Annotated in this window: 13 protein-coding genes; 7 read left to right on the forward strand and 6 right to left on the reverse strand. The window is 37.0% G+C overall.

The window, feature by feature from the left end:
• Positions 1-136: 136 nt before the first annotated feature.
• Positions 137-685, forward strand: a complete 549-nt coding sequence (locus GQR44_RS11930) for a hypothetical protein (protein ID WP_166371999.1) — start codon at positions 137-139, stop codon at positions 683-685.
• A gap of 280 nt (positions 686-965) precedes the next feature.
• Here GQR44_RS11930 and GQR44_RS11935 read toward each other — a convergent pair whose 3' ends face one another.
• Entirely contained in the window at positions 966-1,424 is a 459-nt protein-coding gene (locus GQR44_RS11935) for an Lrp/AsnC family transcriptional regulator (RefSeq protein WP_205963056.1), read from the reverse strand.
• Between the two features lie 126 nt (positions 1,425-1,550).
• Here GQR44_RS11935 and GQR44_RS11940 point away from each other — a divergent pair, with 126 nt between their 5' ends.
• Both GQR44_RS11940 and GQR44_RS11945 read left to right on the forward strand, forming a co-directional pair.
• Positions 1,551-2,486: an EamA family transporter gene (locus GQR44_RS11940; RefSeq protein ID WP_166372000.1), complete on the forward strand. Its 936-nt coding sequence runs from the start codon at positions 1,551-1,553 to the stop codon at positions 2,484-2,486.
• 191 nt (positions 2,487-2,677) lie between these two features.
• Positions 2,678-3,667 carry an LLM class flavin-dependent oxidoreductase gene (locus GQR44_RS11945; RefSeq protein ID WP_166372001.1) on the forward strand — a complete coding sequence of 330 codons (990 nt, stop codon included), beginning with the start codon at positions 2,678-2,680 and terminating at the stop codon, positions 3,665-3,667.
• A 247-nt stretch (positions 3,668-3,914) separates the two neighbouring features.
• Here GQR44_RS11945 and GQR44_RS11950 read toward each other — a convergent pair whose 3' ends face one another.
• Genes GQR44_RS11950 through GQR44_RS11960 form a run of 3 tightly spaced genes read right to left on the reverse strand, consistent with a single transcriptional unit; the run spans position 3,915 to position 6,511 of the window.
• The gene (locus GQR44_RS11950) at positions 3,915-4,721 is read right to left on the reverse strand and encodes an ABC transporter permease (protein WP_166372002.1); all 807 of its coding nucleotides are present in this window, start codon (positions 4,719-4,721) and stop codon (positions 3,915-3,917) included.
• Complete coding sequence (locus tag GQR44_RS11955) at positions 4,711-5,481, reverse strand: ABC transporter ATP-binding protein (protein ID WP_166372003.1); 771 nt, start codon at positions 5,479-5,481, stop codon at positions 4,711-4,713. Before GQR44_RS11955 ends, GQR44_RS11950 begins: the two co-directional genes overlap by 11 nt.
• 13 nt (positions 5,482-5,494) lie before the next feature.
• The gene (locus tag GQR44_RS11960; RefSeq protein ID WP_166372004.1) at positions 5,495-6,511 is read right to left on the reverse strand and encodes an ABC transporter substrate-binding protein; all 1,017 of its coding nucleotides are present in this window, start codon (positions 6,509-6,511) and stop codon (positions 5,495-5,497) included.
• Between the two features lie 711 nt (positions 6,512-7,222).
• Here GQR44_RS11960 and GQR44_RS11965 point away from each other — a divergent pair.
• Positions 7,223-9,121 (forward strand): EAL domain-containing protein, encoded by a 1,899-nt coding sequence (locus GQR44_RS11965; protein WP_166372005.1) that lies wholly within the window; start codon positions 7,223-7,225, stop codon positions 9,119-9,121.
• A 235-nt stretch (positions 9,122-9,356) separates the two neighbouring features.
• Here the strand turns inward: GQR44_RS11965 and GQR44_RS11970 are convergent, their stop codons facing one another.
• A complete protein-coding gene (locus GQR44_RS11970; RefSeq protein ID WP_166372006.1) occupies positions 9,357-9,782 on the reverse strand; it encodes a PACE efflux transporter in 426 nt (141 codons plus the stop codon).
• A 172-nt stretch (positions 9,783-9,954) separates the two neighbouring features.
• On the opposite strand from GQR44_RS11970, the gene GQR44_RS11975 reads away from it, so the two are divergent.
• Positions 9,955-10,860, forward strand: coding sequence for a LysR family transcriptional regulator (locus GQR44_RS11975; protein ID WP_166372007.1), 906 nt, complete (start codon positions 9,955-9,957; stop codon positions 10,858-10,860).
• Positions 10,861-10,886: 26 nt separating this feature from the next.
• Here the strand turns inward: GQR44_RS11975 and smrB are convergent, their stop codons facing one another.
• Positions 10,887-11,432, reverse strand: a complete 546-nt coding sequence (gene smrB / locus GQR44_RS11980; RefSeq protein WP_166372008.1) for an endonuclease SmrB — start codon at positions 11,430-11,432, stop codon at positions 10,887-10,889.
• 57 nt (positions 11,433-11,489) lie between these two features.
• Between smrB and prmB the strand changes: the two genes are divergently transcribed.
• Positions 11,490-12,401 carry a 50S ribosomal protein L3 N(5)-glutamine methyltransferase gene (gene prmB / locus GQR44_RS11985; RefSeq protein WP_166372009.1) on the forward strand — a complete coding sequence of 304 codons (912 nt, stop codon included), beginning with the start codon at positions 11,490-11,492 and terminating at the stop codon, positions 12,399-12,401.
• Positions 12,402-12,642: 241 nt separating this feature from the next.
• Positions 12,643-13,731 carry a chorismate synthase gene (aroC, locus tag GQR44_RS11990; protein WP_166372010.1) on the forward strand — a complete coding sequence of 363 codons (1,089 nt, stop codon included), beginning with the start codon at positions 12,643-12,645 and terminating at the stop codon, positions 13,729-13,731.
• Positions 13,732-13,963 lie beyond the last annotated feature (232 nt).

Genomic DNA, 13,963 nt, shown 5'->3' on the forward strand with positions numbered 1-13,963 from the left:
GCTAGTCTTTATCGAATGTTACAATTTAGTATTGGTTTTCTAGCGAGTGGCCGATACACTGCGCTGAATTCGTCAATATACGTAAAACATACACATAAAAACGACACATTAAAAAGTGTTTAAAATAGGCATACTCATGAGCTCAGCGTTACAAGAACAGCAAGAAATTATCTTACAATATTTAAATACAACACATTATATTGATTTTGATTCACCCACGGCAGAACAGAAACAAGAAGCTAAATATAAAATTGGTAAAGCTTGTAACAAAGCGAGAGAAATACTGTGTAGTGATGAAGCTTTTCTAGATTGGGTTTGGTCAAATGTTATCGATGAGTGTTCAACAGATATTGAAGAAGTAACACCTAATACGTTGATTTCTTGGCGTATGCTGCCTAAATTTGGCACATTAGCGCAATGTGAAGTCGTAGGTTTTACTCACGTGGCTAAGTTACTGTTGGATAAAAATGCTGCAATGAAAGCGGAAGTGTTGGAAATTATTGCTAATAATGATCCTGAAACAGCTAAAAAATTAATTAAAAAAGTACTTAAGCCAACCATTGATTTCATGCCAATTGTCGCTGACAAAAAAAGCCTAGCGGATACCGTTCACAAGGCTGATAAGTTATCAAAAGATGCTCTAGTTGCTTTGGTTAAAGCAATGCATCAACAAATGATTAAGTGACCTCCTTGGGATAAGCAAAACAAGTCAACACCGTTCTTTTTAATAGTTTCTGTGTTGATTTATCTTGGGATAACCGGTTATTACTTCATTAAACCGCTTTAAACTTCACAAAACTAGTGATGCCGTCTAATGTGCAATATAGCTTTATGAATTTAAATATGAATACGCTTTCATTATCCAGAATTGAGGTTAAGTAACCTCATTTCGAATACGTAAAGTGAGTAGTAGTGTTCTTTTCACATTAAGTTAAAAAGCAAAACTAGATATAAAGCATTTTCTATTATTGAGCTGGTGGAATAGCGCCATGTGCTTTGGAGTGACGCATCACAACTAAAGTTTTAAAGTTTTTGACGCTATTATCCTTATGTAGCACTTGTTGTGTGAATTGATCGAAGGCTTCCATATCTGCTGCGATCACTTGTAAAACTAAGTCATAATCGCCTGTTACAAACCATGAGTCGATGATTTCTGGTTGTTTATTTATTCTGCTTAAAAATGCATTGACGATAGTGCTATGGTCTCTTTCCAATTCAACCAATAACATCATACTTAACGGCCAGCCCATATTTTTAGGTTTGATGATCGCCATCTCTTTTTCAATAACACCACTTTTGCGTAACTCTCTTACTCGACGATAACAAGCAGGTTCAGAGAGGCCAATTTGTGCTGCAATCTCAGCCATCGATGTCTTGGCATCTATTTGTAGTTGTTGAAGAATCTTAAGATCTATGTTGTCCATAATTACAAGGCCTTTTTTAAATGAATAATGATAATTTTTATCATATTGCCCGCTAAATAAACAATATTAATCACTCATTATTGATAAATTTTATCACAGATATTTCTTCATCAAAGTGAGAAGCCTATGCGTTCCTTAATCAATAAAAATCAAACTCTATTCGCTGTTGTAGCGATAATAGTCGCGATGTTATCAATCACAGTTGGGGCCTCACTGGCGAAGTCTATATTTTCTTCTGTCAAACCTGAAAGCGTTACTTTTATGCGCTTAACTATGGCGGCGATCATGTTGTTTTTTGTTTGTCGTGTGTGGGAGGTCAAAATAACGCGTCAAAATAGAGGTTCAGTGTTTCTTTATGGTATTTCCATTGCTGGCATGAACTTATTTTTTTATTTGGCCATTAAAACTATCCCCATTGGCGTTGGATTAGCTGTTCAATTAATTGGTCCGTTATTGGTTGCAATTCTTTTTTCTCAAAAGAAAAGTGATTTTATGTGGGCGGTACTCGCAGCGATAGGTATTTATCTACTGATCCCTAGTGCTTCAAGTGATGTAGTCTTAGATAGTCGGGGCTTAGTGTATGCAGCAATTGCTGGTTTTTTTTGGGGGAGTTATATTATTATTGGTAAAAAAGCAGGTGCCGCTCACGGTTTTAGAGCCCCTGCGTTAGGGTTAATCGTTGCATCGATGGCGCTATTACCGGTAGCAGCAAACTCATTTTCTTTAAGTGATATGAGCATCGAAATAGTGGGGTTGTTGATCTGCGTTGCATTATTATCGAGTTTGATCCCTTTAGTTTTGGAGATGCAAGCATTACGACATTTACCGACTAAAACCTATGGTGTACTCACAAGTGGAGAACCTGTTTTAGGTGCATTGGCTGGGTTCTTTATTTTAAATGAGCAACTTGTTATTACACAAAGTATTGGTATTAGCATTATTGTGTTTGCCTCCATCGCTTCTGTGTTATCACCTTCGGTTAATACAACCAATAATGTAGCAGTAAAAATAAACGGCAATGGTGCAGTAAAAGTCAAACCAGTGGCTGAAAGCTTGAAGTGAGATTATTGATAAATGAGGGTAGGTTAATAATGTTCATTTTAATCTGCTCCTTGCCCTTGCTATTTTTTAGCTGAGAGTCTTTGTCATTGAAAAGTGGGAAAATTTGCTATAACTTGAAATACTGCTTACAGCTTGATTATGATTGTTATATTTTTGCCGTGATAAGTTTATTTTCATTACGAGGTGAAACATTGTTAGCTAATATCCCTTTTTCATTATTAGAACTTGCGCCCATGCGGGAAGATGCAAGTGTCTCTGAAACACTACAAAAAAGTACTCAGTATGCGCAACACGCCGATCAACTTGGCTTCCATCGTTTTTGGCTTGCTGAACATCATAATATGCCTGGTATTGTTTGTGCTGCAACGTCGATTTTAATTGGTCATATTGCGGGTAATACCCAAAAAATCCGTGTAGGTTCAGGTGGTATTATGTTACCTAATCATTCCACTTTAGTAGTCGCAGAGCAATTTGGTACTCTAGAAAGTTTATATCCAGGGCGAATTGATTTGGGTTTAGGCAGAGCTCCGGGCAGTGATCCAGTAACTAGCCAAGCATTAAACAGTGATTTACGCCGTGCAGATAACTTTCCTTCTGAAGTGAGTGAGTTACAACAACTATTAGGTCCCTATGATGGAAAGCATTCTATTCGTGCCATCCCCGGTGAAAATACAAATGTGCCGCTGTGGTTGTTAGGCTCTAGTTTATTTAGTGCGCAATTAGCTGCACAAAAAGGCTTACCTTATGTGTTTGCCGGCCATTTTGCTCCTCGATTCTTGCATGATGCTGTGGCGTTATATCGACGTGAATTTAAACCCTCTGAAACACTTAAAGTACCTTACTTTATGCTTGCACTACCACTCGTTGCCGCCGCAACCGACGAAGAAGCTGAATATTTATCCACCACTTCAAAGCAACGCGTATTGGCATTAATGCGTGGTCAAGGTTTATGGTTAAAAGCACCGGTTACTAGCATGGATAATTTATGGAACGCACAGGAAAAAGCACAAGTAGATAACTTTTTAAGTCTTAGCGTGATAGGAGGCCCTACGAGTATCAAGCACAAACTGGAAATAATCGCACAGCAATTAAATATTGATGAATTTATATTTACAAATGATCTTTATGATAGCGAAAAACGTCATCAAGCATTGGACATATTAATGTCAATCAAACAATGATTATTGTTGTTAGATTTTAGGTGCTAGATTGATAGTTGCTAGGTGTAAGTTTCGAGCTTTTAGATGCAGATACTAGGTACAAATATTTAGATAGCTACAAAACAGCAATCGTTAATTAAGAAGCAGTAGCTAGCTGAGAAAAATAGCTACTGCTTTGCTTTCCGACAGTCTTAAAGCGCTGTCATAAATGTTCCTTCGGGTGTGACCGGAAGATACTTTTGATAGAAATCTTTATAAGCACTACTTTCTAAGTTCTCCAACTTAAAAGTCGATGCTCTAATACACCAACAAACCAATTTATAATTACGCCAAGCACAGACAATATAAATACACCTGCAAAAAGACGCTCTAAATCATAAAGTGATCCTGCTTCAAGCACATAAGCGCCTATTCCATAACTTGCCCCTAGCATTTCTGCAGCAACTAAAAGAATAATTGATATTGCAAGGGAAATTCTAAGTCCTGACAGAATGCCTGGAAGCGCACCGGGTAATACAATTTTACGTACTATTGAAACCCATGACAGTCCAAAGCTTTGCCCCATGCGAATATAACCTCTATCCACATTATCAATAGCTGCATAGGTCGCCACTACGGTCGGTGTGAAAGATCCTAAAGCGATCAAAGCATATTTTGAGCCTTCATCAATGCCAAACCAAATCACAAATAAAGGTAAAAGGGCGATTTTAGGCACAGGGAAAAGGGCGGCAACAACAGGTAATGCACCCGCTCTCACTAGATTAAACAGCCCAATTAATAGCCCGACAGCAATACCGGCAGTTATACCCATTATTGAACCCATTAGTAAACGTGTTAATGAAGGTAGTAGATGCTTAAATAACAGGCCTGAGTTGTAAAGGTCAACAAGGGTTTGCGCTACACCTGATGGGCGAGGCAATGTTAAGTCTGAAATCCATCCCGTACTCGTTCCCCATTCAAGTAAAGCGATCAGGCAGACAAAGACAAGTGGGCCAACAAAAATGATTGGTTTATGTGTAAAACCACCTCCTCTAAAGGGGACTTCTTTGCTCACTTGCTGTTTGTTAGTTGACATTGATCAGCTCCTTATCGGCAAGTAAAGCTTCTTCGCGCATCAGGTTCCATAAATATTTTTGCTTAATATCCAGTGCTTCGCTGTGGTTTTTCCTTTCATTTAGGGGAATGTCGATAGTGACTACTTCGCTAATGGTGCCCGGTCTTCGGCTGAGTACCACAATTTTATGACCTAAGCGTACTGCCTCACTTAAATTGTGTGTTACATAGCATGCGGTAAACTTTTCTCTATCCCAAAGAGAAACTAAATCATCCATCAGTAATTCGCTGGTTTGGCTATCCAATGCCGAAAGTGGTTCATCCATCAATAAAACTGCAGGGCGAACGCTCAAAGCTCTGGCAATGGCAACCCTTTGTTTCATACCTCCACTGAGTTGTTTGGGCATAGCATTGGCGAATTCACTGAGTTTTGTTCTTTCGAGTACATCATCGATGATTGATTTAATTTCTTTTTTGGCGATGCCATGATCTTCAAGCACTAATGAAATATTGTCATAGACACTGCGCCAAGGCAGCAGCGCAAAATCTTGAAATATATAGGTAAGTGGATTAATAGAGTTTTCTGGTGGATTTCCAATTTGTGTGACTTGACCACTAGAAGGCTTTTCCAAGCCTCCAATGAGTCTAAGCAATGTTGACTTTCCACAGCCAGAAGGCCCTACTAAACAGACAATCTGGTGTTGATTAATTTCAAGGTTTATATTTTCTAGCACATTAACATCTGAGTAACGATGAGAAATATTGTTGATATGTAAGTTCATAAAATACTCAAATTTAGTAGCTATCTACATAACTAGGATCAACTAACATATCCATTGTTATATTACTTTTAACCAAACCTTCGGTTTTAAACCAATTTAATTGATCTTCAATACTGGCGATATTTAATTTTGCACCTTGGTTAAGTCGCATTGCGCCATTGATGATAGAAGGTGCGGCTTTATCATAAGGTTTATCGCTATAAACGTATTTGTGAATTAATGTCACCATTTCAGTAGCAGCTTCTTCACCTGCAGTTTTATCTACTAATGCAGCATTAAAATCAGCTCCACCTTTTGAAAATGCAGCAAGAAATGATTTCACCTGTTCAGGTTTATTTTTAGCGGTGTTGGACGAAGTGAAAACAGTGGTCACCTGGTAGTTGGGTATATAATCAGAGATTTTGCCAATCAACGTAATATTCTTATTTTTAATCAGCTCTTTAGCGATATGAGGTACCACTGCCCAAGCATCAATTTGTTGAGTTTTTAATGCACCAATAATTGATCCAATTTTTTGTAACGGTTTAAAGCTGATATCGGAGTCTAAAAAACCTTCTTTTTGTGCTATTTTATGCGCCATATAATGAAAAGATGAGCCAGTTTGAGTGATACCAAAGGAGTGCCCCTTTAAGTCTGCAGGTGTTTTGAGTCCTGCGTCATAGGCTTTTTTAGACGCAAGGATCATTTGACCATCAACACCGTCTTCTTCATTTAACACACCACCGATCACTTTTATCGCACCTTTTCCAGCAAGGTTAATTAAACCACCTGAAACGGCCGTGATACCAAAATCAACATCACCGGAAGCAATAGCGATTGCCATGGGTTGTGCCGCTTTAAAAAATTTAAATTCAACATCTAATCCCGCTTCTTTAAAATATCCACGTTCATATGCCACAAAGCTTGCAGCGTGAGATGTCCAGCGTAATGCCCCAACACGAATTTTTTCTGCTGCATTGGCCGCATTTATACTTAAAATGAACGTAAGTAGGCCTAAGAGAAGTGAGCTTTTATTTATTTTTCCTATCATGGTAACCCTTATTGATGGAGTGAATTATCTAAAAAGTAGATAACTTAAATAGATAACCTAGATTTATGTGAGAATGACTAATATCAAAAAATAATTTATTTTATATTAACTTACAACACATTAAGCACGCTTGCTTGCGTTATTTGATAGTGGATCAAACTTATGTACTAAGTTTTCATCATTATGAGTTTAGATAATGCATCTGACTTTGGTTTTCGCATTTAATAAAAAGCAGTTATTACTCAAAATACTTAATTTTAATTAGAGTGCCTTCTCGAAAAACATGAGGGGTGTTGAATAAACTTTATATTATAGCCTTTGTGACCTAAGCTATGCGTCAGTTAACTTAATATCAATTATTTAACATTTATGTATGTATTTTCATTTAATATGCGTACATAAATGTATAGGAACAAGTTTTAGATGAAACTCCATATTAGTTATTTTAGATTGATGAAATGATTGATTACTGATACTTGGACGTGCTTTTTATTAACTGCTCTATACTTTTATTGTCAATATACTTTGATGGTTTTGTTCAAACTTTATAATACAAAATGGATGGTATTTATAAAGAGCTTTGATGTTTTTTAATCAAGGATGTTTATCTTAAATTTGCACTGAACTAGGCTTAAATAACCATCATAAAGTCTATATAAAGAAATTTGTTTTACACTGATATATTCAGATTAATTAAAAAATGGACTTTTAATGACGATCAATAAACAACTCACCATCTTAATGTTACTTATCTCATTATTTTCTATTATTGTTGTGACTAGTGCCTTCAAAATTGCTGATGCTGCAAGATTCCACCAACTTAATAGTCAACATTTTAATCATGTTATCGAACTCAGTGAGTTGATTTCTCGTTATCCTAATGCCATTCCTGACACTGCTACGCTTAAAAAAGTGGTACAAAAAATTCAAGATCAACCTGAAGCTTGCATTGAATTACCTAGCAAGATTGACCGATTTTTTATGAGAATGATCAATGCGGAAAGTATCATTACCATTTGTAAATATGATATCAAAATCGCAGATGACTTATTGGAAAGTATTAGATTATTTGAGCAAGGATTGATCTCTCCAGCTACCATGAAATCTGACCTTAATGAGGGTTATAAAAAATTCAGAATCAACTCTATTGAGTTTATTGTACCGGTTAATAAATTAGCTGATTTTATTGTTACAACCTCAACGATGGTGACAGTTGTATTATCAGTAGTCTTTTTTCTAATGGCGCTTACTATTGCTAAAGCAATTTTAAAAGTTGTAGAAAAAATGGAAAAAACAAAAAGTGCATTAATGATTAGTGAGAAAAAAAATAGACTGCTTGCTCATAAAGATTCACTCACCGAATTACCTAATCGAAACGCGTTAGACAAAAAAATAAACCACAATATTTTAATGTGTGGCGATAAAAAGTTTGCCGTGTTTTTTATTGACCTAGACCGCTTTAAAGATGTGAATGATACTCGAGGCCATGCACAAGGTGATAAATTACTGAATATTATAGCCAAACGGTTATTTAAAGCGATGAGTGATAATGATGCTGTATTTAGGTTTGGGGGAGATGAGTTTGTTGCTATCGTTAACTTTTCAACTGATACTCATGAAGTTGAACATATTGCCGCTAATATTATTAAGGTTATTGCTGAGCCTATCGCATTAGAAGATAGCGAGGTTCATGTCACTGCTAGTATTGGTATCTCGGTTTATCCAAATAATGCCGATGATGCTGAAAGTCTTGTTAAATATGCTGATACAGCCATGTATAAAGCTAAAAAAGAGGGCAAAAATCAATATCTATTTTATCAGGATCTTTTTAGTAAAGACCATGCTCGACGTTTATCCTATGAGTCTCAATTACGCTCTGCAATAGATAAAGATCAACTGCATATTGCTTATCAACCTGTAGTTAATTTAAATAATTATACAACGCAAGGTACAGAGGCTTTATTACGTTGGCAATTGGACCCAGATACGTTTGTTTCACCTGAGGTATTTATTCCTATTGCTGAGTATTCTGGTCAGATTATAGAGATAGGTGAATGGGTATTAAGAAATGCCTGTCGACAAAATAAACTATGGCGAGATAGTGGTGCTAGCAAATTAAATATTGCTGTGAATGTATCTCCTTATCAATTATTCAATCCGAATTTTCCTAAATTAGTACAAAGTATACTTGCTGAGTTTGATATTCCCCCACATTGTTTAGACCTTGAAATTACAGAAAGCATGACAGTTTCTGATAATGATGTGTTCTTAAAAACATTAAATGAACTTTCAGAAATGGGTGTTAGGCTATTAATGGATGATTTTGGAACAGGGTACTCTTGTTTAAGTTATTTAAGACAGCTCCCCTTTGATGTATTAAAAATCGATAAAAGCTTTGTCAGTGATTACGATACGATTGCATCCACTATTATTAGTATGGGTAAACAATTCGATATGAAAATTATTGCAGAGGGAGTGGAGACCCAACATAGTTTGGCTATGTTACAACAGCAGAAGTGTGACTTTGCTCAAGGGTATTTTTTCCAACGTCCTGTTTTAGCTGAACAAATCGATATATTTAAAATATATAATGATATTAAAAACGCTTGATAATTCTTAATAGCAATTAATACCAGTTAACAAATAACTTGAATCTACTTAGGTTATTTATTAAAAATCATGGGGTGAAATAAAAAGGCTTAAAGAATCAAGTGATAAAAGACTCACATTAACTGACGCTCATTAACAGAAAGCAATAAAACAATTAATGACCACTAATCTTGCACCATGTATTTTGTAATCTACAAAATACATGGTGCATTTTACTACTGCTAAAATTAATGACTTAACTAACTGCCAAAGGCTTGCGAACAATAAATGCTCTTGCATGGTCATAGGTTAAGTTATAAATAAAGGCATAAATTGTTATGCAAATAGTGACGCTAATATCCATAATAAGTGCCTGCCATAAACCGATTTCCAACAATAATGCGATCACAGGAATAGTTACAATTAATAAACCTATTTGAAATAAAACAGTGTGAGCAATACGTAAAATTAACGTACGTTTTGTTTTATCGCCTGTGACAATTTGGTCAAAACCCCAGTTATAGATGAAATTCCATGCCATCGCGATAGTTGCTACAGCTATCATTGTTCCTGATAGTGCTCCTGCATCATGGGTTGTAAATGTGCTCAGTACAACAATTGCTAAGGTGACTGCTAATACTTCAAATAATACAGCATGAAAGATACGTTCAATCGGTTTCATTTTGTTACTTTCTCTCTCTTTAAGTTTTTGATAAAAGGTTCCTATACAGGTAGTGAATACAGATAGGAAGTACGGATAGAAATTGCGATTATAGTGATCTTTATCACAGGATAAAATTAACAGCCATCACGAATGATGATAGTCTGAATTATTATTTTCTCGAGTAAGCATCATGTATAGTCTGGAACAATTAAAAATCTTTGTGACAATTTGTGAAGAAGGCTCTTTCTCGGCAGCAGCTCGCCAGTTGAAACGTGCTCAATCGGGCGTAAGCCAAGCTATTTCTAACCTTGAGATAGCGATCAACCAAGAGTTGTTTAGCCGGGAAAAAAACATACCGAGCTTAACCTCGCAGGGGAAAGCATTACTGCCAATTGCAAAGTCGATATTGCATCAGCAGCAGTTTTTTGATCAGAAGGTTGAATCATTAGCGAAGGGAGCTGAACATGAATTGGTCATTGCGATTGATGAAAGTGTGGTTAATGACGAATTGATGACTATACTCTCGCCATTGGCAAATCAGTTTCCTATTACAGATGTAGAGATCATCATTACCTCTACTTTTGATGTGGAAGAGTTAGTGAGAGTGGGACAAGCTCATATTGGTATTATCTATGTTGATGGTGAATTAAAAACCGGTATGGATTTTTTTACTTTGGGGCATGCTCGCTTTTTAACCATTGCATCGCCGCAACATCCACTTTCCGCTTTATCCTCAGTGACTGAGTCCGATTTGCAAGCTCATCGGCAATGTGTACATCGTAGTGCGCACAAAAAGGAGTTATGGTTTAGTTATAAAATAAGCCCCACGGCTTGGTATGCAAACAGTCATATGGCCTTGATTGAGCTTGTTAAAAATAATATAGGTTGGGCTGTTGTACCTGAGTTATTAGCGCATCAACAAATCAACAATGGGAGTGTTATTTCATTACCTGTTTCACACGAGTTTGATGGTTGGCTGACTGTTGTCGGTTGTTTAGTTTCTCGTCGTCATGCATCGGGACCAGTATTAGAAAAAGTGGTTAAAACATTAAAAGATCATAGTTTGCTTAATAAACATTGGACTCTTAAATCATAATCCTCTTAAGTCATAATGCTTGGATGTTAACGCTTTTTTTCTTCTTTCATTTGCCAATCGGCTAACTCTACTAACACCGATAAAGCACCTTGGCCACCAAATTCCAGTGGTGCTTGGTGAAACGCTAGGATATCGGGATGTTGTGCTAACCATAACGGCACTTGTTTTTTTAATATATGTTTACCCACTCCGTGAATCACACTACAGCAATATAATCCTTCTTTTTTACAACAGCTAATCAGCGCAGCCAGTTCATTCTTTGCTTGGTGTTGTGTCAAACCATGTAAATCAAGAATAATTTCTGGCGTGAAATCGCCTCGGCGTAATTGTTTCACTAAATATTTTTGTGCATCAGTTCGGCTGTAGCGAACAGGGCCATCTTCAGGTAAATGAGGCTCAAAGGCATCCGAGAAGTGGCTCTGCTCAAAATTTTGTTCACGTTTTTCTTTAATGACCGCTTTATTCTTGATGTTTTTCGGTGGCAATTTTATGGTATCCTGTTGCAATTTTTTTATACCAGCAAATTCTGCGCTAAACAGCGAAAAATCATTATCATTATTTTTATCGGTCATGTTTTTTCCAAAACTAGGTAGTTGAATGTGCGAAGTTTACCTCAAGTGGAGAATAAATTGGATACGATTTTTAGTGATGAAGCGGTTGAAGAGTTAGTAACCATTCAAGATGTTGTACGTTGGGCTGTGACTGAGTTTAATCGTGCGGGCTTATTTTTTGGTCATGGCACTGATAATGCCTGGGACGAAGCAGTACAATTAATTTTTCCATCGTTGAATATCGAGCTGCAAAGCAATGTTATGATTCTGCAATCGCGACTAACCAAACGTGAGCGCCAAATGTTAGTTGATTTGGTTGTGACGCGCATTGAACAACGTATTCCAGTCCCTTATTTAACCAATAGTGCTTGGTTTGCAGGATTAGAGTTTTACGTTGATGAACGCACCTTAGTGCCTCGTTCACCTATTGCTGAATTAATTGAAGCTAAGTTTGCCCCTTGGGTAAAAGAGTCTCCAAAACGTATTCTCGATTTATGTACTGGTAGCGGTTGTATTGCGATTGCTTGTGCTTATGCCTTTCCTGATGCGGAAGTGGATGCCGTTGATTTATCTGAAGACGCCTTAGAAGTTGCAGACATTAACATTCAAAATCATGGTGTATCGCAGCAAGTTTTCCCTATCCAGTCTGATTTGTTCAGCGGTGTTGAAAACGAGAAATATGACTTAATTGTGTCAAACCCGCCTTATGTAGATGCTGAAGATATGGCAAACTTACCGGAAGAATATAAGCATGAGCCTGAATTAGGATTAGCTTGCGGTAATGATGGCTTAGATTTGGTACGTGATATGCTTCGTCAAGCCTCTTCAATGTTAAATGAAGATGGCGTTATGTTTGTAGAAGTAGGTAATTCACAGGTACATTTACAAGCTGCTTATCCTGATATCCCATTCCAATGGATTGAATTCTCTATTGGTGGACATGGCGTATTTGTTTTAACTAAAGCACAGCTTGATAATATTAAAATATAATTAAGCTATAAAAGGCTATAAAAGGCTATAAAAGCATAAAATAAGCATAGTTAAGCATAATTATAAGCCGATATTTAAGCTGCAATGAAACACTTAAATTAGACTAAATGCTCTTAAGTACTTTTAAAATAAAACTGAAAAATAGCATTAAAAAGTGGCATTGAAATTTGTAAATAAGTTAACTGGAAAGGCGAGTAAGGTGCCTTTTCAATATCAAACATTATGAAGTGGGAAATTAAAAATGGCAGGAAGCAGTATTGGTCAAGTTTTTAAGGTGACAACTTTTGGTGAAAGCCATGGTGCAGCATTAGGTTGTATTATTGACGGTATTCCACCTAATTTAGCAATCACTGAAGCAGACTTACAGCACGATTTAGACCGTCGTCGTCCGGGACAATCTCGTTATACCACGATGCGCCAAGAAGGCGATCAAGTAAAGATCTTATCGGGTGTATTTGAAGGTAAAACGACGGGATGCAGCATTGGATTGATTATTGAAAATACCGATCAGCGTTCTAAAGATTATTCTGCAATTAAAGATTTATTTCGCCCTGGCCATGCAGATTATACTTACCATCAGAAATATGGACACCGTGATTACCGTGGCGGTGGCCGTTCTTCTGCACGTGAAACTGCAATGCGTGTTGCTGCAGGTGCGATTGCTAAAAAGTATCTAAAAGAGCAGTTTGGTGTTGAAATCCGTGGTTATTTAAGCCAATTAGGGGATATTACACCGGATACGATTGACTGGAATGAAGTAGAAAATAATCCATTCTTCTTCCCTGATGCCAGCAAAATTACAGCGCTTGAAGATTATATGAAAGCGTTGATTAAAGAAGGTAATTCTGTTGGCGCTAAAGTCACTGTGGTCGCTTCTGGAGTGCCGGTTGGACTAGGCGAACCTGTATTTGATCGCTTAGATGCTGAATTAGCTCACTCGTTAATGAGTATTAACGCAGTTAAAGGTGTTGAGATTGGTGACGGTTTTGCTGTGGCGAACCAAAAAGGTACCGAACATCGCGATGAGATGACACCTGAAGGTTTCTTATCAAACCATGCTGGTGGTGTATTAGGTGGTATTTCAACTGGGCAAGATATCATTGCGTCTATTGCTTTAAAACCAACATCAAGTTTAACTATTCCTGGTCGCACCATCACAACTGACGGTGAAGCAACAGAAATGATTACAAAAGGGCGTCATGACCCTTGTGTTGGTATTCGTGCAGTGCCTATCGCAGAAGCGCAAATGGCGATCACGTTACTTGACCACGTATTACGTCACCGTGCACAAAACTTGCACGTGACCACTAATACCCCGCACTTAAGATAGTGTTAATGGTCGTTTAATTCGCTTAAGGCACTCTTAAGCAATAAGTCAGAAAATAAAAATCCGATGCCTAACAGCCTCGGATTTTTTTATACCTATTTACTGTGTTATCCACTTGGAGAATATAAATAAAAGAAGAAAGAATTAGTTATGTTTTTCTTCTTTTAAGGTTTCCTTCTTTTAACTTCGTGCCTTCGTGGTTAAATGGCTTTTGATTTAAGACCTAAGCAACCAC

The organism is Psychromonas sp. SA13A (genome assembly GCF_011378715.1).
Lineage (GTDB): Bacteria > Pseudomonadota > Gammaproteobacteria > Enterobacterales > Psychromonadaceae > Psychromonas.

What these genes read in the sequence shown, in the direction of transcription:
- GQR44_RS11955 (WP_166372003.1), bottom strand. Translation starts at nt 5,481, where the DNA reads ATGAACTTACATATCAACAATATTTCTCATCGTTACTCAGATGTTAAT.
- GQR44_RS11950 (WP_166372002.1), bottom strand. Translation starts at nt 4,721, where the DNA reads ATGTCAACTAACAAACAGCAAGTGAGCAAAGAAGTCCCCTTTAGAGGA.
- smrB (WP_166372008.1), bottom strand. Translation starts at nt 11,432, where the DNA reads ATGACCGATAAAAATAATGATAATGATTTTTCGCTGTTTAGCGCAGAA.
- GQR44_RS11940 (WP_166372000.1), top strand. Translation starts at nt 1,551, where the DNA reads ATGCGTTCCTTAATCAATAAAAATCAAACTCTATTCGCTGTTGTAGCG.
- GQR44_RS11935 (WP_205963056.1), bottom strand. Translation starts at nt 1,424, where the DNA reads ATGGACAACATAGATCTTAAGATTCTTCAACAACTACAAATAGATGCC.
- GQR44_RS11960 (WP_166372004.1), bottom strand. Translation starts at nt 6,511, where the DNA reads ATGATAGGAAAAATAAATAAAAGCTCACTTCTCTTAGGCCTACTTACG.
- GQR44_RS11970 (WP_166372006.1), bottom strand. Translation starts at nt 9,782, where the DNA reads ATGAAACCGATTGAACGTATCTTTCATGCTGTATTATTTGAAGTATTA.
- aroC (WP_166372010.1), top strand. Translation starts at nt 12,643, where the DNA reads ATGGCAGGAAGCAGTATTGGTCAAGTTTTTAAGGTGACAACTTTTGGT.
- GQR44_RS11965 (WP_166372005.1), top strand. Translation starts at nt 7,223, where the DNA reads ATGACGATCAATAAACAACTCACCATCTTAATGTTACTTATCTCATTA.
- GQR44_RS11930 (WP_166371999.1), top strand. Translation starts at nt 137, where the DNA reads ATGAGCTCAGCGTTACAAGAACAGCAAGAAATTATCTTACAATATTTA.
- GQR44_RS11975 (WP_166372007.1), top strand. Translation starts at nt 9,955, where the DNA reads ATGTATAGTCTGGAACAATTAAAAATCTTTGTGACAATTTGTGAAGAA.